This window comes from Leifsonia sp. Root1293, from assembly GCF_001425325.1.
Lineage (GTDB): Bacteria > Actinomycetota > Actinomycetes > Actinomycetales > Microbacteriaceae > Orlajensenia.
This window is the reverse complement of the sequence record NZ_LMEH01000002.1, coordinates 238,134-260,737: the sequence shown is the minus strand read 5'-3', so window position 1 is coordinate 260,737 and position 22,604 is coordinate 238,134. Positions and strand designations below refer to the sequence as shown.

Annotated in this window: 20 protein-coding genes; 8 read left to right on the top strand and 12 right to left on the bottom strand. The window is 65.0% G+C overall.

The features are described from left to right. Positions 1-47: 47 nt before the first annotated feature. The 6 genes from gyrB to dnaA all read right to left on the bottom strand — a co-directional run bounded on the left by gyrB (position 48) and on the right by dnaA (position 8,143). Complete coding sequence (gene gyrB, locus ASC59_RS13085; protein ID WP_055823911.1) at positions 48-2,027, bottom strand: DNA topoisomerase (ATP-hydrolyzing) subunit B; 1,980 nt, start codon at positions 2,025-2,027, stop codon at positions 48-50. A gap of 122 nt (positions 2,028-2,149) precedes the next feature. Continuing rightward, complete coding sequence (locus tag ASC59_RS13080; protein ID WP_082513674.1) at positions 2,150-2,731, bottom strand: DUF721 domain-containing protein; 582 nt, start codon at positions 2,729-2,731, stop codon at positions 2,150-2,152. Further along, a complete protein-coding gene (gene recF / locus ASC59_RS13075) occupies positions 2,724-3,902 on the bottom strand; it encodes a DNA replication/repair protein RecF (RefSeq protein WP_055823908.1) in 1,179 nt (392 codons plus the stop codon). Before recF ends, ASC59_RS13080 begins: the two co-directional genes overlap by 8 nt. Before the next feature lie 276 nt (positions 3,903-4,178). Beyond that, positions 4,179-5,066, bottom strand: a complete 888-nt coding sequence (gene gnd, locus ASC59_RS13070) for a phosphogluconate dehydrogenase (NAD(+)-dependent, decarboxylating) (RefSeq protein ID WP_055823904.1) — start codon at positions 5,064-5,066, stop codon at positions 4,179-4,181. A gap of 28 nt (positions 5,067-5,094) precedes the next feature. Beyond that, positions 5,095-6,243 carry a DNA polymerase III subunit beta gene (dnaN, locus tag ASC59_RS13065; protein WP_055823901.1) on the bottom strand — a complete coding sequence of 383 codons (1,149 nt, stop codon included), beginning with the start codon at positions 6,241-6,243 and terminating at the stop codon, positions 5,095-5,097. Between the two features lie 481 nt (positions 6,244-6,724). Then, entirely contained in the window at positions 6,725-8,143 is a 1,419-nt protein-coding gene (dnaA, locus tag ASC59_RS13060) for a chromosomal replication initiator protein DnaA (RefSeq protein ID WP_055823898.1), read from the bottom strand. Between the two features lie 387 nt (positions 8,144-8,530). Between dnaA and rpmH the strand changes: the two genes are divergently transcribed. The 8 genes from rpmH to ASC59_RS13020 all read left to right on the top strand — a co-directional run bounded on the left by rpmH (position 8,531) and on the right by ASC59_RS13020 (position 13,851). Next, positions 8,531-8,668: a 50S ribosomal protein L34 gene (gene rpmH, locus ASC59_RS13055; protein WP_055823896.1), complete on the top strand. Its 138-nt coding sequence runs from the start codon at positions 8,531-8,533 to the stop codon at positions 8,666-8,668. A 9-nt stretch (positions 8,669-8,677) separates the two neighbouring features. Then, complete coding sequence (gene rnpA / locus ASC59_RS13050) at positions 8,678-9,013, top strand: ribonuclease P protein component (protein ID WP_055823894.1); 336 nt, start codon at positions 8,678-8,680, stop codon at positions 9,011-9,013. Further along, positions 9,010-9,321, top strand: a complete 312-nt coding sequence (gene yidD, locus ASC59_RS13045; RefSeq protein WP_055823892.1) for a membrane protein insertion efficiency factor YidD — start codon at positions 9,010-9,012, stop codon at positions 9,319-9,321. The genes rnpA and yidD overlap by 4 nt, the downstream gene beginning before the upstream one ends. Positions 9,322-9,329: 8 nt before the next feature. Then, on the top strand, positions 9,330-10,319 hold the full coding sequence (gene yidC, locus ASC59_RS13040) for a membrane protein insertase YidC (RefSeq protein WP_055823890.1): 990 nt from the start codon (positions 9,330-9,332) through the stop codon (positions 10,317-10,319). Between the two features lie 28 nt (positions 10,320-10,347). Next, positions 10,348-10,848: a Jag family protein gene (locus tag ASC59_RS13035; RefSeq protein ID WP_055823889.1), complete on the top strand. Its 501-nt coding sequence runs from the start codon at positions 10,348-10,350 to the stop codon at positions 10,846-10,848. A 39-nt stretch (positions 10,849-10,887) separates the two neighbouring features. Continuing rightward, complete coding sequence (gene rsmG / locus ASC59_RS13030) at positions 10,888-11,529, top strand: 16S rRNA (guanine(527)-N(7))-methyltransferase RsmG (protein ID WP_055823887.1); 642 nt, start codon at positions 10,888-10,890, stop codon at positions 11,527-11,529. Positions 11,530-11,977: 448 nt separating this feature from the next. Further along, on the top strand, positions 11,978-12,901 hold the full coding sequence (locus ASC59_RS13025; protein ID WP_055825475.1) for a ParA family protein: 924 nt from the start codon (positions 11,978-11,980) through the stop codon (positions 12,899-12,901). Beyond that, a complete protein-coding gene (locus tag ASC59_RS13020; RefSeq protein ID WP_055823885.1) occupies positions 12,901-13,851 on the top strand; it encodes a ParB/RepB/Spo0J family partition protein in 951 nt (316 codons plus the stop codon). Before ASC59_RS13025 ends, ASC59_RS13020 begins: the two co-directional genes overlap by 1 nt. A gap of 717 nt (positions 13,852-14,568) precedes the next feature. Here the strand turns inward: ASC59_RS13020 and ASC59_RS13015 are convergent. From ASC59_RS13015 to ASC59_RS12990, 6 genes are all read right to left on the bottom strand, one after another. Continuing rightward, positions 14,569-15,540 (bottom strand): D-alanine--D-alanine ligase family protein, encoded by a 972-nt coding sequence (locus ASC59_RS13015; protein ID WP_055823882.1) that lies wholly within the window; start codon positions 15,538-15,540, stop codon positions 14,569-14,571. 23 nt (positions 15,541-15,563) lie between these two features. Further along, on the bottom strand, positions 15,564-16,877 hold the full coding sequence (locus ASC59_RS13010) for an aminotransferase-like domain-containing protein (protein WP_055823880.1): 1,314 nt from the start codon (positions 16,875-16,877) through the stop codon (positions 15,564-15,566). A 136-nt stretch (positions 16,878-17,013) separates the two neighbouring features. Beyond that, positions 17,014-17,337 (bottom strand): thioredoxin, encoded by a 324-nt coding sequence (gene trxA / locus ASC59_RS13005; protein WP_055823877.1) that lies wholly within the window; start codon positions 17,335-17,337, stop codon positions 17,014-17,016. A 52-nt stretch (positions 17,338-17,389) separates the two neighbouring features. Next, positions 17,390-18,370 (bottom strand): thioredoxin-disulfide reductase, encoded by a 981-nt coding sequence (gene trxB, locus ASC59_RS13000; RefSeq protein ID WP_055823875.1) that lies wholly within the window; start codon positions 18,368-18,370, stop codon positions 17,390-17,392. A 132-nt stretch (positions 18,371-18,502) separates the two neighbouring features. Beyond that, positions 18,503-20,125 carry a murein biosynthesis integral membrane protein MurJ gene (gene murJ, locus ASC59_RS12995; RefSeq protein ID WP_235492727.1) on the bottom strand — a complete coding sequence of 541 codons (1,623 nt, stop codon included), beginning with the start codon at positions 20,123-20,125 and terminating at the stop codon, positions 18,503-18,505. Further along, positions 20,118-22,571 (bottom strand): DUF6049 family protein, encoded by a 2,454-nt coding sequence (locus ASC59_RS12990; RefSeq protein ID WP_055823868.1) that lies wholly within the window; start codon positions 22,569-22,571, stop codon positions 20,118-20,120. Before ASC59_RS12990 ends, murJ begins: the two co-directional genes overlap by 8 nt. Positions 22,572-22,604 lie beyond the last annotated feature (33 nt).

The window sequence follows — 22,604 nt, the reverse complement described above, 5'->3', positions numbered from 1 at the left end:
GCTGGTCGAAGGGCGCGACGCAGGAGCCGCCGCGGGAATCGACCGGATCAGATGTCCAGGAACCTGACGTCCTTGGCGTTCGTCTGGATGAAGTTGCGTCGGCTCTCCACGTCTTCTCCCATGAGGGTGGAGAAGATCTCGTCGGCCGCTGCCGCGTCGTCGAGGGTCACCTGCAGCAGGGTGCGGGTCTCGGGGTTCATCGTGGTCTCCCACAGCTCCGAGTAGTCCATCTCCCCCAGACCCTTGTAGCGCTGGATGCCGTTCTCCTTGGGGATGCGCTTGCCGGCGGCGGCGCCGTCGACGAGCAGTGCGTCGCGTTCCCGGTCGGAGTACACGTACTCGTGCGGCGCGTTCGTCCACTTGAGTCGGTACAGCGGCGGCTGCGCGAGGTAGACGTAGCCCAGGTCGATGAGCGGACGCATGTAGCGGAACAACAGGGTGAGCAGCAACGTGGAGATGTGCTGGCCGTCGACGTCGGCATCCGCCATCAGCACGATCTTGTGGTACCGCGCCTTCTCGGGCACGAACTCCTCGCCGATGCCGGCGCCGAACGCCGTGATCATCGCCTGGATCTCGGCGTTTCCAAGAGCGCGATCGAGCCTGGCCTTCTCGACATTGAGGATCTTGCCGCGGAGCGGGAGGATCGCCTGGGTCATCGGGTTGCGTCCCTGCACTGCCGAGCCACCGGCCGAGTCACCCTCGACGATGAAGATCTCCGAGAGCGACGGATCCTTGGACTGGCAGTCCTTGAGCTTTCCCGGCATGCCGCTCGATTCGAGCAGGCCCTTGCGGCGGGTCGCCTCGCGAGCCTTGCGGGCTGCGAGTCGAGCCGTCGCTGCCTGGATGGCCTTGCGGATGATGTCTCGCGCCTGCGTCGGGTTACGGTCGAACCAGTCGCCGAGCTGATCGCCGGCCACCCGCTGCACGAAGGACTTCGCCTCGGTGTTGCCGAGCTTGGTCTTGGTCTGGCCCTCGAACTGCGGCTCGGAGAGCTTCACCGAGATGACGGCCGTGAGGCCCTCTCGCACGTCATCACCGGAGAGGTTGTCGTCCTTCTCCTTGATGATGCCCTTCTCGCGGGCGTACTTGTTGATCAGCGTCGTGAGCGCGGCGCGGAAGCCCTCTTCGTGGGTGCCGCCCTCGTGCGTGTTGATCGTGTTCGCGTAGGTGTGCACCGACTCGTTGTAGGCGGTGGTCCACTGCATCGCGACCTCGAGCGCGATGTGGCGCTCGGTGTCCTCCTGCTCGAAGGAGATGATCTCGTCGTGCACCAGTTCGGCGCGCTTGGAGTGGTTGAGGTACTCGACGTAGTCCTTGAGACCGTTCTCGTAGAAGAACGTGTCGTTGCGCTGGACGCCCTCCGGGTCGCGCGACACCTCACGCTCGTCGGTGAGCTTGATGGTCAGTCCCTTGTTGAGGAACGCCATCTGCTGGAACCGGGCGCGCAGGGTCTCGTAGTCGAACTCGACGGTCTCGAAGATCTCCTCGCTCGGCCAGAAGGTGATGGTCGTGCCCGTGGCCTCCGACTCCTCGTCCATCGAGAGGGGAGCATCCGGAACACCGACCGAGTAGCTCTGGCGCCAGACGTGACCCTGTCGGCTCACCGCGACGTCGAGCTTGGTGGACAGGGCGTTCACGACAGACGAGCCGACGCCGTGGAGACCGCCCGAGACCGCGTATCCGCCGCCGCCGAACTTTCCACCGGCGTGGAGCACGGTGAGAACGACCTCGACGGTCGAGCGGCCCTGGGCCTTGTTCAGGTCGACCGGGATGCCGCGTCCGTTGTCGATGACACGCACTCCGCCGTCGGGCAGGATCGTGACGTCGATGAGGTCAGCATGACCGGCGAGGGCCTCATCGACGGAATTGTCGACGATCTCGTACACGAGGTGGTGAAGACCTCGGGGACCGGTTGAACCGATGTACATTCCCGGTCGTTTGCGAACGGCTTCAAGTCCTTCGAGGACTTGGATCTCATCCGCACCGTATGCGTGCTCGGGAGACGTATCCTTCGGTTCCGCTGTCATATGAAATTGGGCTCCTGACCGTCGTTCAAGCGACCCTTCATCCTACCAAACGGGGGTCACCACTGCGGCCACGACAGCCGATCTGAGGCACTTTTCGAGCGACTCCGACCGAATTTGTCGCCTTAGCCGTAGGTATCGCGTGGACCACGCCCTGGAATTGATCTGGGGCCCTTTTTCCACGATGGGGCGTCCGGCCCCAGAAAGCGCACCGAGGTGATGCCCGCATCCGGGTAGCGCTGCGAGATCGACGTCATGATGGCCACCCGCATGAGCCGCAACTGCGTCGCCCATGCCGTCGACTCGCACTGGACGGTGAGTCGGCCATCCTCGATTCCAGCCGGGGTGGAGTGCTTAGCGGTCTCGGCGCCCGCGATCTCGGCCCACGATTCCATCAGCGACGACTGCGCCAGAGGTGATTGCCAACCCAGCTGCGCAGTGAGCGCGTCCAGTGCGGAGCCCAGTCCTTTCGGGTCGCGGCCGGGGCCGAATGGCTGGCTGCCCCCGTCGTCCTTGGTCTTGTACCGCTTGCGTGTCAGGCGAGGACGCGAGCCCGACTCGGTGAACACGCCCTTCAGTCGCAGGTAGAACCGGCTCGACTCGGTGTCGGCCAGATCTTGGGCCGCAGCAGTGTCGACGGCATCGGTGTTCCCGCCCGTGCCGTCGGCACGGGTTCCACGTGAAACATCGCCCGGAAGCTCAGGCATCGACGACCTCCCCCGCTCGGATCCGCACAACGGTCCCCGCCAGGGCCTCCGGCACGTCATCGAGCACGGCCGCCGTGATGAGCACCTGCTCGTAGCCGGTCACCGCCTCGGCCAGACGACGCCGGCGGGCCTGGTCGAGCTCGGCGAACACGTCGTCGAGGATGAGCACAGGGTCGCCACTGGCGAAGTCGTGACGCAGCAGTTCTGCAGAGGCCAGCTTCAGCGCGAGTGCGAACGACCAGGATTCACCGTGGCTCGCATAGCCCTTCGCCGGCAGGGCATTCAACATGAGCACGATGTCGTCTCGATGCGGTCCGACAAGGGTGATGGCCCTGTCGAGTTCCCGTCCGCGCAGTCTCTTCAGCATCTCGCGGAACCTGGTGGCGATGTCGCCGACGGATGCCACAGCCGGGCCGGATGCGGAATCGGAGGGCACGGCATCCGATGCCTCGCCCTCCTCCCCCGCTCCTGCGCCGTCGATGGAGAGCGCCGGAACGAGCCGAGGCACCTGGTCGTCGCCCGCCACGGACTGATAAGCGACACGCAACGGATTCTGTAACCGGTCTATGAGGTTCAGTCGCTCGGCGATGATCTCAGATCCGAGAACCACGAGTCGGTCGTCCCAGATGTCGAGAGTGCTGAGCTTGGCATCCCGGAGGCCACTCGCCCGCGCGGACTTCAGGAGTGTGTTGCGCTGCCGGACCACCCGCTCGTAGTCGCTCATCACACCAGCCATGCGTGGGATCCGCTGGACGAGCAGTTCGTCGAGGAAACGACGCCGTCCCGATGGCTCGCCGCGCACCAGTGCGATGTCCTCGGGGGCGAACAGAACGCTGTGGCAGTACCTGACGAGTTCGCGCGGCTTCACGACTCCACGGTTGAGTTGGGCACGGTTGGCCCCCACCCTGTTGATCTGCAGCTCGGCCAGAAGCTCGCGATCCGAACTCTGCAGACGAGCCCTGATGATCGCGGCATCTCTACCCGCCCTGATGAGCGGCTGATCGTTCGACACCCGGTGCGACGACAGTGTCGCGAGGTATCCGATCGCTTCGACGAGATTCGTCTTTCCCTGGCCGTTACGGCCGACGATCAGCGTGGGTCCTGCCTCGAACGCCACCTCGGCCCGCTCGTAGTTGCGGTAGTCGGTCAGCGAGAGGTGGGCGATCCGCATGGGCTCGATCCTCTCCTCTTGCTCTGACACTGCTGCGCTGATTTTACGGCCGCTGGATCTCTTGAACGACCGAAGGCAGTTGTTGGCCCCGGTCGCCCATCCCCGCGGACATGAGCAGGGGGAGGCGATTCGATATGTCTGGGGTTCGGTGGGCATCTTGGGGCGAGACCTACCGGATGGACTCACCGGCGACACCGACATTCCACCCGCAGATGTGAATGGGGTCCGGTCTTCGACGAATCGAGACGACCGAACCCCTACTCACGAGGGCTGGCCTCAGCCGGCATCCTTCACGCCATGCCCGCCGAACTGCTGGCGCAGGGCCGCGACGGCCTTCATCGCCGGGGACTGGTCCTGGCGGGACACGAAGCGAGCGAAGATCGAGGCGCTGATCGTCGGAACCGGGACAGCACTGGCGAGGGCTTCCTCGATGGTCCAGCGACCTTCACCGGAGTCCTCGACGTAGCCGGCGATCTTCTCGAACTCGGGATCCTGCTCGAGGGCACGGACGAGGAGTTCGAGCAGCCAGGACCGAACGACCGTTCCGCGCTGCCAGGCCTTGAAGGTGCCGGGAACGTCTTTGATGATGTCTTCGCGCTTGTCGAGCAGCTCGTAGCCCTCGGCGTAGGCCTGCATCAGGGCGTACTCGATGCCGTTGTGCACCATCTTGGCGTAGTGGCCGGCGCCGACCTCGCCGGCGTGCACGAAGCCCTCTTCGCGGGGACCTTCCGGACGGAGCGCGTCGAAGATGGGCATGGCGCGCTCGACCTGCTCGGTCTTGCCGCCGACCATCAGGCCGTAGCCGTTCTCGTGTCCCCAGATTCCGCCGGAGACACCAGCGTCGATGTACTCGATGCCCTTCGCCGAAAGCTCCTCGGCGTGACGCAGGTCTTCGGTGAAGCGGGAGTTCCCGCCCTCGATGATGAGGTCGCCCGCCTCGAGGTGTTCACCGAGTTCGGTGATGACCGAGTCGGTGATGGCGCCGGCGGGAACCATGACCCAGACGATGCGGGGAGTGGGAATCGTGGCGACGAGATCGGCGACTGATGCCGCATCCGTCACAGCGGGATTCTGGTCGAAGCCGGTCACTTCGATGTCGTGTTCGCGAATGCGGGCGCGCATGTTGCCGCCCATTCTGCCGAGGCCGATGAGCCCGATGTGCATGAAGGTGCTTTCTGTTGTGTGCGAGATGTCAGCGCAGAAGCAGGTTGGGCTGCAGCAGGTAGCGATAGCTGTCAGCGCCGGCCTGGTCACGGGACGTCTGGCTCGTGATGAGCACGGGTCCCGGCTTGTTGGGGTTCTCGGTCTTGGTGAAGGAGATGCGCACGAACTCCGAGTGCACCGCTCCCAGTCCATCGAGGAGGAACTGCGGCTTCAACGATACGACTGTCTCGACGCCGGTGAGTACGGCATCGATGGTCTCGGATGCCTGCGCCTGCTCGGAGCCGATGGCCTCGAGGGTCAGCCCGTCGGCGGTGAAGGAGTAGCGCAACGCGGCCTCGCGCTCGAGCACGAGCGAGACGCGGCGGGTCGCTTCGATGAGATCTGCGGTGTTCATGACCGCGTAGTTCTCGACCGTGTCGGGGAAGAGGCGGCGGACGGGCGGGAAGTTGCCCTTGATCAGCAGGCTCGTGACGGTCTTCTTGTCGGCGGTGAAGGCGATGAGCTCGCGCTCGTCCTTGCTGGTGATCGAGACGGAGATGGTTCCGCTGTGGCCGAAGGTCTTGCCGACCTCCTGGAGCGTGCGAGCCGGAACGAGGGCCGAGATGGTCTCGGCAGTACCGGTCGATCCTCCGTCCCAGTCGATCTCGCGGACCGCGACACGGTAGCGGTCGGTTGCGACGAGGCCGAGGCTGTTCTCCGACACCTCGAGCTGCACTCCGGTGATGACAGGAGTGACGTCGTCTCGGGATGCGGCCACGGCGACCTGTGCGACGGCGGCCGCGAACTCCTCGGCCGGCACGACACCGGTCTCGCTACTGATCTGCGGAATGCTCGGGTATTCCTCCACGGGCATCGAGAGAAGCGTGAAGGATGCCGAGCCGCAGCTGACCAGGATGCGCGAGTCCTCGGTGCTGAATCGCACGGGTGCGTTCGGAAGGCGGCTGGCGATCTCGGCGAGGAGGCGACCGGAGACCAGGATCGTGCCTGTCTCTTCGACATCGGCGCTGATCTCTGTCTGGGCTGATACTTCGTAGTCGAACGACGAGAGAACGAGTCCTGTGGCCGTGGCCTCGATGAGGACTCCACTGAGGATGGGCAGGGTGGTCCGCTGCGGGAGGAGCTTGACGGCGAAGGACACTGCTTCGCTGAAGACATCCCGATTGGCTTGGAACTTCACTGAGCCACTCCTGTCGTACGTACGTGTAGTGCTGCCCATGCTAGCCCGTGGGTGTCTCGGGCGGAGTGCGTCTGCTCGCCTGCCGCTTGTCATTCGACCGCTGCTCGTAAAAGTTGTCGAGCTGGAGTGTTTAAAGAATTGTGTTTAACGGTGTTAACAAGTGTGGAAACTGTGGATAACTTCGTCGATGCCATGTTCTAACTGGGAACTACAGCCGTGTGACTTGTTGGCGGCCTGTGAGCGTTAACCGGAAGGGGTCGGGCCCGATCCCAGTGATGACGGGCGAGTTTCACAGTGATCGGGCAGTAGTCAACATTAATCAGGCACTTACTCGTTAAGTTTCCACAGGTTATGCACAATGTGTGAGTAGCGGCATATTTCAGTGGTCGTATTCCACAGGTGGGCGTGTCGCGGGTGGCTCGAGCGCACGCCGAAGAACCCCGCACCAGGCCTGGGTCGGGGTCGCTCGGCGCAGCGTGCGCTACTTGTAGCGGTGCGTCTGCTTGATGCGGTTGGTGAGCTCGGTCACCTGGTTGTAGATCGAACGTCGTTCCTTCATGAGCTCGCTGATCTTCTTGTTGGCGTACATGACCGTCGTGTGATCGCGGTTGCCGAAGAGTTGACCGATCTTGGGCAGGGAGAGGTTCGTCAACTCGCGGCAGAGATACATGGCGATCTGGCGTGCTGTGGCGACGGCCTGCGATCGGCTCGAGCCGTAGAGGTCGTCGACGGTGAGCTTGAAGTAGTCCGCGGTGTGCGTGATGATGTCGACCGGCGCGATGACGTTGTCCTCATCCAGGGTGATGAGGTCCTTCAGCACCGTCTGCACGAGGGCCATGTCCACGGGGGTCCGATTGAGGCTGGCGAAGGCGGTGACCCTGATCAGGGTGCCCTCGAGCTCCCGGATGTTCGACGACACTTTCGTCGCGATGAACTCCAGGATGTCGTCGGGGACCTGCAGCTTGTCGTTCTGCGCCTTCTTACGGAGGATCGCGATGCGAGTCTCGAGGTCGGGCGCCTGCACGTCGGTGATGAGGCCCCACTCGAACCGGCTTCGCATCCGGTCCTCGAAACCGGTGAGGTGCTTCGGCGGGAGGTCGGAGGTGATGACCACCTGCTTGTTGTGGTCGTGCAGGGTATTGAAGGTGTGGAAGAACGCCTCCTGCGTCTCCGCCTTGCCCTGCAGGAACTGGATGTCGTCGATCAGCAGGATGTCGATGTTGCGGTACCGCGCCTGGAAGACGGATCCGCGGTTGTTGGCGATCGAATTGATGAAGTCGTTCGTGAACTCCTCGGAACTCACATAGCGAACCCGGATGCCGGGATACAGGCTCATGGCGTAGTGACCGATGGCATGCAACAGGTGGGTCTTGCCCAGCCCCGACTCCCCATAGACGAAGAGGGGGTTGTAGGCCTTGGCCGGCGCTTCGGCTACCGCGACGGCGGCGGCGTGGGCGAAGCGATTCGACTGTCCGATGACGAAGTTGTCGAAGCTGTACTTCTGATTCAGGCGCGTGTCGCTCGAGCGCTCCGGCTGAGTGGTCTCGAAGACCGATTGCGGGGTTGCCGGCGTCTCGACCTCGTTGGGCTGTTCCATGGGGGCTGCGATGTCGGGCCGGAGGTTCTCCTGCTCGAGCTCGGGGTTCACGACGACATAGAAGTTCGTGACCTCGGTGGGCAGCGTGGCGAGGGCGGCCAGAAGGGCCACGCGCATCCGCTGGTTGAGCATGCTCGCCGTGAAGTCGTTCGGCACCTCCAGATAGAAGGTGCCGGCCGCGATGCCCTTCGGTTCCACGAGTCCCAGGAATCCGTAGAGCATGGGCGTCACGCTCTTGTCGCCGCCGAGCTGGGTGAGTACGTCCTGCCAGACCTCATCGATCGGTCGTTCGCCCTCAGCCATACCCACTCGCATCCATTCGATATGCCGCCGGAAGGAAATGCCTCGACGCTGAGCTTGCCCGGTCGGCAAAGTATTCACAAAGTTATCCACCTCCTGTGTGGAATACAGGCGATTTCTCAGGTTTGATGCACCCAAAGCTGGGGATAACTTGGTTTCACACGCTACTGGGGGCGTCGGAGGGGATCAAATCCCGCACAAGTCCCGGCGTGTCGATGCCGCCCGAAACCTCCGAGTGTGTGGAGAATTTCAGGTTTGGCCCCGTCCCGGTTTGACCCTAGGTCGGTCAGGGCCTAGTTTTAATCAGTTGACGACGAGCCTTCTGGCTCCCCCCTGCCTTCCCGCCGCTGAACGCGGTGCGTGGAGAACCAAGACTGTGGAGATCACCCCATGAGCAAGAGAACGTTCCAGCCGAACAACCGCCGCCGCGCGAAGGTCCACGGCTTCCGCCTGCGTATGCGTACCCGTGCCGGTCGCTCGATCCTCGCTGCGCGTCGTCGCAAGGGCCGTACCGAACTCTCCGCTTAAGCGACTGAGGTGCTCGCTCGAGCGAACCGGGTCACGAGTGCCGGTGACTACAAGGTCACCGTGCGTCGTGGTCGTCGGTTCGTGGGAGCGAACACCGTCACCTACGTGCGACCCAATCCGGACAGCGACCAGGTGCGCTTCGGATTCATCGTCGCCAAGAACGTCGGCACCGCGGTGCGACGTAACAGGGTGAGACGTCGGTTGAAGGCTGCGAGTTTCGAGATGGTCGGTTCGATGACCCCGGGAACGGATGTCGTCATCCGTGCGCTTCCCGGGGCTTTCGATGCTTCGTGGACTACTCTGCGGGCTGAGGTCGTTCGGGCCGTGACCAAGGGCGTGATGTGAATACCGCTGTGACTGCTGCCGTGCTGGCACCGCGCAATGCGGCTGTCGTCATGCTTCGCGGGTATCGCGCCGTCATCTCCCCGCTCTATGGAGATGTCTGCCGCTACTACCCATCGTGCTCGGCCTACACCTTGCAGGCCATCCAAGAGCATGGCGTTGTGATCGGCTCCGGCCTCGGCCTGAAGCGCATCGCCCGATGCCACCCCTGGGCGGAGGGCGGGATCGATGACGTTCCCCTGAAGAAGGTCCGCCGTTATCGCGTGACCCCGTTCGGTTTTGTAGTTGCTGAGAGCCAAGGAAAGGGCTGACCTTCACGATGGACCTTATTGGAACGATTCTCTGGCCACTCAAATGGGTGGTGGAGCTTCTCCTGGTCGGTTGGCACCAGCTGTTCGAAGCCATCGGCATGGACCCGGCAGCCGGAATCACCTGGGTGCTGTCGATCGTCGGCCTCGTGGTCGTCGTGCGCGCCGCTCTCATCCCGATCTTCGTCCGTCAGATCAAGAATCAGCGTCGCATGCTCGAGGTGGCGCCGCAGCTGAAGAAGATCCAGGAGAAGTACAAGGGCAAGAAGGATCAGTTCTCGCGTGAGGCCATGTCCCGCGAGACCATGGAGCTCTACAAGAAGACGGGCACCAACCCGCTGAGCTCCTGCCTTCCGTTGCTCATCCAGATGCCGATCTTCTTCGCGCTGTTCTCCGTACTGAACGACGCGCAGCACTCCAAGGCCGGCGTCGGCCCCCTCAACGACGTGCTGGCCGAGCAGTTCGGTTCCGCGAAGCTGTTCGGGATCGCTCCGCTGCACGACTCCTTCGCCTCGCAGTGGACGCTGATGACATCGGGTGAGCCGTACGTCGCAGCGGTCATGTGGATCGCCGGCATCATGGTCGTGCTCATGACTGCCTCGCAGTTCTTCACCCAGCTGCAGATCGTGTCGAAGAACATGTCGCCGGAGACCAAGGCGAGCCCCATGTTCCGTCAGCAGCGGGTTCTGTTGTACCTCCTCCCCCTCGTCTTCGCCTTCTCCGGTGTGGCCTTCCCTCTCGGCGTGATGTTCTACTGGCTCACCTCGAACATCTGGACGATGGTGCAGCAGTTCATCGTGATCCGGAACATGCCGACCCCGGGCAGTGAAGCAGCGAAGGCCCGTGAGGCGCGACTCGCTCGCAAGGGCAAGCTCGAGGCTAAGGACGGCGACATCATCGTCCTCGACGAGCCGAAGAAGACCACGACCCAGCGCCAGCAGCCCATGAGCAAGGACCGGGCGAAGAAGCAGCAGGCCAAGCCCGGCGATGCCGGCAGCTGATTTCGACAGACATCCAGAGAGCAGAATCATGACGGACGTTCAGAACGCCACCACGCACTCCCCCACCCGTGAGCAGTTGGAGCAGGAGGGTGATGTCGCAGCCGACTACATCGAGGAGTTCCTCGACATCTGCGACATCGACGGTGACATCGACATCGATGCCCGCAACGGTCGCGCGTATGTCTCGGTGAACGCCGAGGATGGTGCCAACCTGCGCGTGCTCGCCAAGGCTGACGTCGTCAACGCACTGCAGGAGCTCACCCGTCTCGCGGTCCAGGCTAAGACCGGAGTGTTCTCCCGTCTGATCCTCGACATCGGAGGCTCTCGTGATGCTCGTCAGGCCGAGCTCGCCTCGCTCGTGAGCCGCGCCATCGAGCGCATCGAGGGCGGCGCCGCCGAGGCTGCCCTGCCGCCGATGTCGTCCTACGAGCGCAAGCTCGTGCACGATGTGGTCGCAGAGCGGGGCTACGTCTCGGAGTCGCGCGGCGAGGGCTCCGACCGACACACCGTCATCACGCCCTCCTCCTGAACCGATCGCTGCTGATGTTTCACGTGAAACGGGACTCCCGTGGCTGATGCGTCGGCCGTGACCGTCGAGGTCGAGCCAGACGTCGCAGAGGAGATCTTCGGCGACACGATCGCCGTTGCCCGCGCTTTCACCGCGAATCTCGCCCGCCTCGGCGAGGAGTTGGGTCTCATCGGCCCGTTGGAGTTGCCGCGCCTCTGGACGCGCCATGTTCTGAACAGCGCCATCATGGCCCCGCTGCTGCGTCCGGGACGCGTCGGCGACATCGGAAGTGGAGCCGGCCTTCCCGGGCTGGTGTTGGCGATCGCCCGTCCAGACGTGGATTTCGTGTTGATCGAGCCCATGGAGCGACGGGTCGCCTGGTTGCAGAGTCAGGTCGACGAACTCGGCCTCACCAACGTCGAGGTGCTTCGTGCGCGTGCTGAGGAAGCGAGATTGAGCCCGCTCCTCGACCAGGTCACCGCCCGCGCGGTGAGTGCTCTCCGCACCCTCATACCTTTGACCGCTCCCCTGGTGAAGACCGGCGGTGAGCTCGTCTTGATGAAGGGTGCGAACGCGGAGCGCGAGATCGAAGCTGCCGCTAAGGCGATCCGCAAGTACCACCTGCTCGATGTCGAAGTCGTCGTCCTCGGCGAGGGTGTGCTGAGCGAAGTCACAAGGGTCGTTCGGGCTACAGTGGACTAGTCCTCTCCCCTGCTGTTCGAGGGCTGAGTTCCTCCACAGATTCGGCGTTCCTGTACGTCGTGTTCCGCGGATTCGGCACGATCGCCGGATGATACGCGTATTCATCGAGTTGCGAAGTAGGAGTTTTCTGCAGATGCCGAACGAGACCCGTCGCGGTTGGTTCCACCGCAAGGACGACGACGATCGATCGGCAGCGACTCCCGTCGGTGGCGAGCAGTCACAGCCGTCGAGCGAGCCTGTTTCGACCCCGAATTCGGGCGGAATCGATGCTGTGGGAGCCATCCTAAGCGCGGGAGCGAGCACTCCATCCGTCGATTCCGAGCGAGATCTGGCGTCAGAGGGTTCTGACGAAGCAGTTTCGGCAGCCGATTCGGTGTCCGCAGGTCCGTCGGGTGACGAAGTGGATGCTGTTCAGTCGGAGACGGAGTCCGAGTCCGAGCCCGCCCCCATTCCCGAGCCGGCGGCTTCCGTGCGCACGACCGAGGCCGAGACTCCGCTTGCGCGGGAGGTGGCTGATCATGCACGCCGCCGTCAGGCCCTCGCATCGGCTCCGCTCCCCCTTCCGGAACACACGCGGATCTTCACGATCTCGAATCAGAAAGGCGGGGTCGGCAAGACCACCACAACCGTCAACCTCGCTGCCGCGCTCGCGCTCTCGGGCGCCAAGGTGTTGGTCATCGACCTCGACCCTCAGGGCAACGCCTCCACGGCGCTCGGCGTCGAGCACCGTTCCGACACCGCGAGCGTCTATGACGTCATCATCGGCGACGCCCCGCTCGGTGACGTCATTCAATCGAGCCCGGAGGCCGGTGACCTGTCGTGCGTTCCGGCCACCATTCACCTGGCCGGTGCCGAGATCGAACTTGTCTCCCTCGTCGCGCGTGAACAGCGACTTCGGCGTGCGCTCGATCTTCATCTGAAGCAGATGGCGGAGCCGTACGACTACGTCTTCATCGATTGCCCGCCATCGCTGGGACTGCTCACCATCAATGCCTTCGTGGCGGCGAACGAGGTTCTCATTCCCATCCAGTGCGAGTACTACGCGCTTGAAGGACTCAGTCAGCTCCTCAAGAACATCGAGTTGATCGAGAAGCACCTGAACCCCGAGCTGAATGTCTCGACCATCCTCCTCACCATGTACGACTCACGGACCAACCTGGCGAACCAGGTGGCTCAAGACGTGCGTGATCACTTCCCGCAGCAGGTTCTTGGAACCATAATCCCCCGGTCAGTACGGGTTTCCGAGGCACCGAGCTACGGCCAGAGCGTCATCGGCTACGACCCCGGATCCTCGGGTTCATTGTCCTATCTCGAAGCAGCGGCTGAGATCGCTCGCCGAGGGGCCCCCATCATCGAAGGAGCACGCAGGTAATGGCGAAGCGCACAGGACTCGGCCGAGGGATCGGCGCACTCATCCCCACAGGAGACGAGGAGCGAACCAGCCGACCGGTGGACGTCTTCTTCCCCGGGGCACCCAGCGTGGAGTCCGTCGAGCCGGAGGCTGACCTCCTGGCCGTTCCGGGCGCGCGTCTCGCCCAGCTCGACCCGGCCGACATCGCGCCGAACGCCCACCAGCCGCGGTCGGTCTTCGTGCCCGAGGATCTTGCGGAGCTCGTGCACAGCGTGCGGGAGTTCGGTGTTCTGCAGCCGATCGTGGTGCGTCCGCACAACGATCTGCCCGGCAAGTACGAGCTCGTCATGGGTGAGCGACGCCTGAGGGCCACGAAGGAAGTCGGCCTGTCGACGATTCCGGCCGTCATCAAGGACACGGCGAACGAGGACATGCTCCGCGACGCCCTCCTCGAGAACCTTCACCGGTCCAACCTGAACCCGCTCGAGGAAGCGTCCGCGTACCAGCAGCTCCTGGCTGACTTCGGCATCACTCAGGAGGAGTTGGCGGGACGCATCGGCCGCTCGCGACCCCAGATCTCGAACACCCTGCGCCTGCTGAAGCTTCCGGAACCCGTGCAGATGCGGGTCGCTGCGGGTGTGCTGTCTGCCGGGCACGCTCGAGCCATCCTCTCTGTGGGTGAGAGTGAGGCCATGCAGGTGCTGGCCGACAAGATCGTGAACGAAGACCTGTCCGTGCGGGCGGCTGAGGCCGCCGCCGGCGCGACTCCGAAGGTCGTGAAGACCCGACCGAACGCGGGCAAGCACCATGGTCACCTCGACGAGATCGCTTCCACCCTCGGCGACAGGCTGAATACCCGGGTGAAGATCTCCCTCAGCGCGCGCAAGGGTCAGATCACGATCGACTTCGCGACCATCCAGGATCTCAACCGCATTCTCGAAGAACTGGGCGAGGGGAACTTCCCCAGCTGACGGGCTACTCCATAGCGCCCCCGTTTCACGTGAAACGGGGGCGCTGTGTCGTTCTGCGGGCATTCAGAGCGCTGCACAACAATGTTTCACGTGAAACATCTCCGCTGGCGTTCCGCGCGGCTGTCGCTTCTGGGTGGTCGACCCGACCCCGCGTCGACACTGCGCACAGCCTCGTCTTCCGGCTCTGGGTGTATGGCTCTGGGTGCTGCGGAGCACGCCACCCACGGTCCCGATCCGATCTGCAGGGCCTTGGTGTCGCTTTCACGACCTAGACAACACTTCGCACCGATCCCAATCGGTCCCACTCCCCCGCTATCTAAGGAGTGGAAGGCAGACGACGCCGGCCATCCGGGCCCGCATGGAGCAACATCGCAAGCCCGCCCGCATCGTTTCACGTGAAACGTGCGCGCCCACCTCTGCTTGCTGGCAACTGGCAACTGGCAACTGCAACTGGCAATCACGCGCTCCGCACGTGTCCTATGTCCGAGGTCGTTGCCAATCGACATCGAAGGGATGTTCTCGGCCATGGCTCTCGTCGGGACCCTGTACCCACCGGCCGGACCGATCGCCCGCGCTCGTCGAGCGGCGCGGCGCCTGGTAAACGGGGACTCGAAAGCATGGCGAAAACGTACGGCGGCACCGAAGGAACTGGCTGTCGGCCGTGCACTACGCCGAGCTGTGCGTGAGCGGCTCCCTACGAGCGTTTCACGTGAAACATCAGCGCGCGGCTTGGATGGCCAATGCCGAGTACAGCCCAGGCAGAGTGAGCCCCGCGGCCTCGATCGCTTGAGGAACGAGCGATGTCTCCGTCATTCCCGGAAGGACGTTCGCTTCCAGGAACCACGGCGTCCCGTCCTCGTCGACGATCAGGTCGATCCGTGAGAGCTGGCGGAGGTGGAGGAGTTCGTGAATAGCGACAGCCGTGTCCCCCACCCGTCGTGCGACGTCGTCCGAGAGCCGTGCGGGAGTGTAGAACAAGGTCTCCCCCGCGTTGTAGCGGGCGTCGAAGCTGTACACGCCACTGAGGGGTTCGATCTCAACGGCGGGAAGCGCGTGCGCACCCTCTCCGTCATCCACGACGGCGACGGCGACCTCGGTTCCTGCGACGTGCCGCTCTACGACGGCGGTATCCGAGTAGCTGTAGGCCTCGACCATGGCGCGCGGCAATTCCGAGGCCTCACGGACGATGGAGACGCCCTGAGCGGATCCGCCCTGCGACGGCTTCACCACCACGGGGAACTCCAGAGCCGCTGACACCCGCTCCAGGACGTCGGCCGCTCCGAGATCACGGAACGTCTCCCGTCCGAGGGTGATCGAATCCGGCGTGGCGAAACCGGCGCGGCGGATGAGGGCCTTGGCCACCGGCTTCAGCCAGGCCAGTGATGCATCGTCACCGTGGGCACCGATGAAGGGGATGCCGGTGGTCTCGAGGAGAGCCAAGAGTGCGCCATCCTCACCCGTGGTGCCATGCAGAGCCGGCCAGATGACATCGGGCCGGTGTTCAGCAAGGCGAGAGAACAGGGAGGCGTCCGGATCCACCACGCGCACCGTGTGCCCGGCGGAGACCAGGGCGTCGGCGATGCGTCGACCGCTGCGCAAGGAGACATCGCGCTCGTGGGAGATGCCGCCGGCGAGCACGACGATGTCGAGGTTGGGTGTGGAGCCCTCTGACGGTGCGTTGGTGGTCATGGTGTCCGTTTCGTCAGGGGAGGTCAGTTGAGATCGGTGGGTGGAAGACTGAACCGGGTGGAGGTCCGCGCCGACGTGAGGCTTCCCGTGCCGGCGAAGGTGTCGAGAAGCTCGAGTTCGCCCCGCAGCACGTTCGAGAGCCGTCGCACGCCGAGCCTGATCTGTTCCGGAGTGGGGTAGCAGAACGACAGGCGGATGTTCTGCTGCCCGCCTCCGTCACCGTAGAACGCCGTGCCGGGCGTATAGGCGACGAGTTCCTTCACGGCCCGTGGCAGCATGGCCTTCGAGTCGAGCGGTTCCGGCAGGGTCAGCCAAACGTAGAACCCGCCGTTGGGATTGGTCCACGAGAGTTCGGGCAGGTACTCCCCCAGGGCCGAGAGCATGGCTTCCTTGCGTTCACGGTAGACGCCGCGGAAGGTGTCGATCTGCGCCTTCCAGTCAGCGGTCTCGAGGTACTTTGAGATGACCAGTTGACTGAAGGAACTCGGCGAGAGCACGGCCGCCTCGTTGGCCAGAACGAGCTTCTCACGGATCGCGTGCGGTGCCAGGGCCCAGCCGGTGCGGAATCCGGGTGCAAGGGTCTTCGAGAACGTCCCGAGATAGATCACGCCGTCCTCCTCGATCGAGCGCATGGCGTCAGGTGCCGGCTGATCGAAGTAGAGGAGTCCGTACGGGTTGTCCTCGAGCACGAGGATGTCGTTCTCGCGGGCGATCTGCAGAATCTCGACCCGCCGCTCCCAGCTCAGGGTGACACCCGCTGGGTTGTGGAACGAGGGGATCGTGTACAGGAACTTGATCGTCCGGCCTGCTGCCTTCAGCCGCGCGATGTGCTCACGAAGCGCCTCGGGGATGAGGCCGTGCTCGTCCATCGGCACGTGGTCGATGTCGGCCTGGTAGGAGCGGAAGATGACCATCGCGGTCACATAGCTCGGACCCTCGGAGACGACGACGTCTCCAGGGTCGAGGAAGAGCTTGCTGACGAGTTCCAGGGCATGCTGGGACCCTGTGGTCACGACGACATCGTCCGCGTTCGCGCGGATGCCCTCGAGCGCCATGACCTCGAGGATCTGCTCGCGGAGCTTCGGGACGCCCTGACCCGAGCCGTATTGCAGCGCGACCGGGCCTTCTGTTCGCATCACGTCGTCCATGGCACCCTGGATGAGATCGCTGGGGAGCGCGGAGACGTACGGCATGCCGCCGGCGAGGGAGACGACCTCCGGGCGGGAGGCCACGGCGAACAGGGCGCGCACCTCACTGGCGCGCAGACCGGCGGCTCGCTCGGCGTAGTGGTGGAACCACGGGTCGAGGTTGTTGCCGGACTGCGCTCTGTCGTTCACTGGGTGATCCGTTCTGTGAGGGTTCCATGCTATTCGTCGCCGCCGATCGGCCGTGACGTGTGTCGTGCAGGTGCGTGGGATGCAAAAGACCCGCCCGGCGTGAGCCGGGCGGGTCTCGAGTCGTTCGAGCGGCCGGCTACGAGATGTAGGCGGCGAGGTCGGCCTCGAGGGCGGGCTTCGGCTTGGCACCGATGACGGTCTTGACGACCTCGCCTGCCTGGTAGACCTTGAACGCGGGGATCGACGTGATCTGGTACTTCATCGCGAGCTGGGGGTTCTCGTCGACGTTCACCTTCACGATGTCGAGCTTGTCGGAGTGCTCCGACGCGATCTGGTCGAGGATCGGGGAGACGGCACGGCAGGGGCCGCACCACTCTGCCCAGAAGTCGACGAGGACGGTTTTCTCGCTCTTCAGGACCTCGGCGTCGAATGTCGCTTCGGTGACGGCACGTGCAGTCATTCTCATTCTCCTTCTGTGGATGTCGGATGCGCGGGTCGGATGACCCGCGAGATCAGTGGGCCGCGACGAGGTTGTCGGCGTCGGCCGGAACGGGGCCGTCGGGCAGGATCTCGGGGATGGACGCCAGGAAGTGCTCGGCGTCAAGGGCCGCGACCGTGCCGGAACCGGCGGCGGTGATGGCCTGTCGGTAGGTGGGGTCGATCACGTCACCTGCAGCGAATACGCCGGTCAGAGACGTTTTCGACGAACGCCCGTCGACGGCGATGGTTCCCTCGGGGGTGAGCTGCAGCTGGCCGTGCACGAGGTGGGTGCGCGGATCGTTGCCGATGGCGACGAAGAGGCCGCCGATCTCGATCTCGCTCTGCTCGCCTGTGATGGTGTCGCGGAGCACCAGGCCGCTGGCGGCATCCGTTCCGGTGATGCCCACGACCTCGCTGTTCCAGATGAACTCGATCTTCGGGTCGTTGAACGCGCGCTCCTGCATGATCTTGGAGGCGCGCAGCTCACCCTTGCGGTGGATGACGATGACCTTGGAACCGAATCTGGTGAGGAAGGTGGCCTCCTCCATGGCGGAGTCGCCGCCGCCCACGACCGCGATGACCTTCTCCTTGAAGAAGAAGCCGTCGCACGTGGCGCACCACGAGACGCCGCGACCGGAGAGGCGCTCCTCGTCCTCCAGGCCGAGCTTGCGGTAGGCGGATCCCGTCGCGAAGATCACGGCCTGAGCCTCGAGGGTCGCACCAGAGCCGAGAGTCACCTTCTTGACATCGCCGGCGAGCTCGAGGTTCACGACGTCGTCGTAGACGACCTCGGTTCCGAACTTCTCGGCCTGCTCCTGCATCTGCATCATCAGCTCGGGGCCCTGGATGCCGGCGGGGAAGCCGGGGAAGTTCTCGACATCGGTCGTGTTCATGAGTTCGCCTCCGACCTGCACCGAGCTGGCGATGAGCAGCGGCTCGAGCTGGGCACGCGCCGCGTAGATCGCAGCGGTGAAACCGGCAGGACCAGAGCCGATGATGATGAGCTGACGCACGTGAAACTCCTTGGATCACAACACCGTGGCGCCCGTTCGGACGCCTGGCTGTTCGGTACAACACAGTGTACGGGGGTGCTATTCCAGAGCTGTGAGGCGCATGGGAGCGGCGCACGTGCCGTCGGACGCGGGTCAGCTCCGCCGCAGCCTGGCGAGGATCGGGTCGAGGAATCCCCGCAGCTCGCTCGATCGGAGCAGGAGCAGACCGCCGACGTAGAGGGCACTCATGACCGCGCCGATGATGACCATGCTGATGATGGCCAGGAACCGTCCCGAGACCGCGAACCCGCCCTCCGTCGTTCCGCCCAGGGCGATGAGAATGCCCACGCCGGCGGCGACGGGGATGACAGCCGCGGCCAGATACTTCGCGAGGCTGCGCAGGATGCGGGCGCCGTCGAGGGAGCCGAGGCGACGATGAAGAAGGATGACGGCCAGGATCAGCTGGAGGATGCAGGCGATGCTGACGGATGCCGCGATGCCGATGGCCGTGAGGGACAGGGGCAGCATCAGGCAGAGCAGCACCAGCACGGTGACGACGATGGTCTGGAACAGGGTGAAGAAGAACGGCGTGCGGGTGTCGCCGAGGGCGTAGAACGTGCGCTGCACGACGAAGAGGATGCAGAACGGGACGAGCCCGATGACATAGGCGATGATCACGTTGCCGAAGGCCTGCACCTGATCGAAGGAGACGCTGCTGAACACGGCGCTGAACGGGTAGGCGCACACGATGAGGCCGGCTGCAGCAAGCACGATGATCAGGCTGATGCCCCGGGTGGCCGACGATACGTCGGTGCGCAGATCGGAGATGCGGTCGTGCGAGACGTGCTCGGCCATCCGTGTGAAGTAGGCGGTGGCGATCGAGACTGTGATCACCGAGTGCGGGAGCATGAAGATGAGCCAGGCGTTGGACAGGGCTGTGGCCGAGGGATTGCCCTCGGGCCCGGAAGCACTGCCGACGACGATCGTCTCGACGATGCCCGCCAGGCTCGTGAGGATGAGCATGCCGAACGTCCAGCTCGCCATCCGGCCGGCGGATCCGAGGCCGACGCCGCGCCACCGGAAGTCCGGTCGGTATCGCAGTCCGATGCGGCGCCAGAAGTAGAACAGCACGATCGCCTGGGTCGCGACCCCCAGGGTCGCTGATCCGCCGATGACGGCGATCATGGCCGGTGTCCAGTCCGATGCGACGCGAACGCCGTCGGAGTCAGCGCCGAACAAGAGGACGAAGACGGCGAGACCGGCGATGGCGACGACGTTGTTGAGCACGGGCGCCCAGGTGTACGGCCCGAACGAACGCCGGGCGTTGAGCACCTCCCCCAGGACGGTGTAGAGGCCGTAGAAGAAGATCTGGGGAAGGCACCAGAACGCGAAGGCCGTGACGAGCGCGCGCTGATCCGCAGACAGCAGCGGACCGAGGATGAGGCTCAGCACCGGGGCGAGGAAGGTGGCGAGCACGGCGGTGCCGGCGAGGATCACGAGGGCGACCGTCACGAGTTTGTTGATGTAGGCGACTCCGCCGTCGGCGTGGAGCCCGGCCCTGACGATCTGCGGAACCAGCACCGCGCTGAGCACTCCCCCGGCGACGATCGCGTAGATCGTGTTCGGGAGCTGGTTGGCGATCGTGAAGGCGTCGGTGCTGACGCCCACGAGGCCGATGGTGCTCACCAACAGGATGGCCTTCACGAACCCCAGGATGCGGGAGACGATCGTCCCGGAGGCGAGGAACGCGCTGGCGCGCCCGATGCCGTCAGCCACGCGGCTGCTCCGGCTCGTCGGCTGTAACCACATCATCCGGTTCGGAGTGCGGGAAATCAGAGTTCTGGGCGTCCGCATCCGTAACCACATCATCCGGTTCGGATGCCCCGGTTCCAGCCCCGGTGCCGACGTCCGCCGCGGTGTCCCGGGCATCTGAAGGGTCTACCTCTGCCCCGGGATCGTCAGCCACAGGCTCGTCGGCCACGTTCTCAGCGGCCGCTCGTTCGCGCCGCCGGCGGCGGATGGTGCGCACGACGCCGAAGCCGAAGAAGAGCACCACGAGGGTCCCGAGGATCGCCGCTCCGATGCCCTCCCAGTCGGCGTGCACGTTCGCGACGACGGTGTACGGCTGCCCGATGGCCACGCCGCTGGCGCTCGTCAAGGCGATCGTGAGACCGACGGTGCCGCTTCCGACCTGAGCGCTCACGGGGATCTTCACCGAGGAGCTCGACCCGGCCTCGACGGTGACGTCCACACCGTTGTCGACGACTAGGCGCCCGTTCGACGGCGTCGCCTCGACGTGCACTGTGACCGCCGAGGTGAAGTCGTTCTTGATGGTCACGGGGATGGCCGTCGGGCTGCCGACGACGAGCACGGAGCTCGACGGCGAGACCGACACGGAGTTCAGGGTCGCGACGCTGGCCTCACGATGCTCGGCGAGAGCTTTGGCCCAGGGCGCGGGCTGCTCGATCCACCCGATCGACAGCAGGGCCAGGACCTCATTCCGCTCCCGTCCCGTCAGGACGGCGGGATCGGTCAGCGCGGACGAGAACGCCGTGAGGGAGGCCTCGTCCTGGAGCAGAGGAGGAACGACGGCCACGCGGTCGGCTGGTTCCCCGACATCGGCGATGGCGACGGATGCCGCCGGCGACCCGAGCGAGGTGAGCAGCGGTGCCGGAGCCGCCCAGGCGAGCTGCGCCAAGGCGTCCAGGGTGTCGGGGAGGCGCGTGCTGTTCGGCCAGCCGCGGTCGAGGGCCGCCAGCACCGCTGAGGTCGTGTCGCCCTCGGTGGAGGCCACGGCGAGGAGGGCGGCCACCTGATCCATCGCCGTGCGCCACTCCAGGTCGGTGAGCGAGCCGACGGCGGCGCTGAGAGCCGAGGACAGGCGATCGTCGGCCAGGGCGACCAGCGCGTCGCCGTCATTCGCAACGGCGGCGGCACGCGGCGTCGTCGTGCTCGGTTCGGCGAGGTCCGAGCTCGACATGATCGTGGTCGTGAGCCCATTGGCGGCGAAGACGGCCGGATCCGGTGCCGCGACGGTTCCCGAATCGGGCCAGGCGATGTTCGTCGCCGTGTACGGCCACGACAGCAGGTCGGCGAGGGTCGGCTGGATCGTCGGGATGCCGGCAGTCGGTGAGGCCGTCGGCGACTCGGTCGGCGGCGCCTCGGTCGAGCCGGGGGCCGGCGTGGGCGCATCCGTGCTGCGAACTCCGGCATCCGACGAACTGGGCTCTGCTGCCGGCGAATCGGTTGCCGTCGACTCGGGAGTCGTGGGAGTGGGCGTCGGCGTCGCGGTCTCTCCCGAGAAGTTCGCGGGGTCGATGGCGTAGTCGAGCGAGGTGGGGCCGAGCAGCTGGGTCAGGCCGGCCTGGGCCTGCACGGCGAGATCGGCATCGGCCCAGGCCAGCGGGAAGGTCTCGTTGTCGAGAGCGGCGAGTTCGTCCAGCCAGGCGACCGCGCTCTCGGGGGCGCTGGTGCCGAGAAGCCGGATCGACGCGATGATCATCGGATCGATACCGATGGTGACGTCTCGACCAACGACACCGTCGAGCTGGCGCTTGAGCAGTCCACCAGGACGAGTGAGCTGTGCCAGCTCGCTACCGGTCAGGACACCGGTCGTGCCGACAGGGGCGGTCATGCTCATCGCGACAGCGACGGGTGTGACGGGGACCGGTTCCCCGGCATACCAGGTGACGGTTCCGCGACCCTCCGCCACTTCGGCATCGCCTGCGGTGTACGTAGCGGCGATTCCGCGTGCTCCCCACTCCGATCCGGTCAGGCCGACGGATGCTGCGGGGATGGCCGCCGTGAGCGTGGTGTTGGTCGACGGAGCGAGACCAGGGGCGTCGACGGTGACGCTCGGCCCGTCATCCGGATCGTCCTCCTCATCACTCGGTCCGTCGAGCCAGGCGTCGAGTTCGTCGCGCGTCGTGATGCGGTCGGGGTCGAGGACGACCTCGATGCTGCCCGGCTCGGTCGCCGTGGCTCCGGAGTTGGTGAGAGTGACGGTGACGCTGAGATTCTGACCCGGGCCGAGCTGCGGGTCCGTGGCGATCGACACCGAGACGTCGCCCGGCTCGGCCGCGCCCGCGGAGGGAGCATTTAACCCGATGAAGGCCAGCGCGAGACCGGCGACGGCTGCTGCAGCGGAGAGGCGCGCAGTCGCACGACGGGCGGAGGAGAGGAGAGGTGCCGACCGACGCGCAGCATCGGTGTCGGCCATCATGCGTGAGATTCTACGGCGTGGGGACTGCTCGCC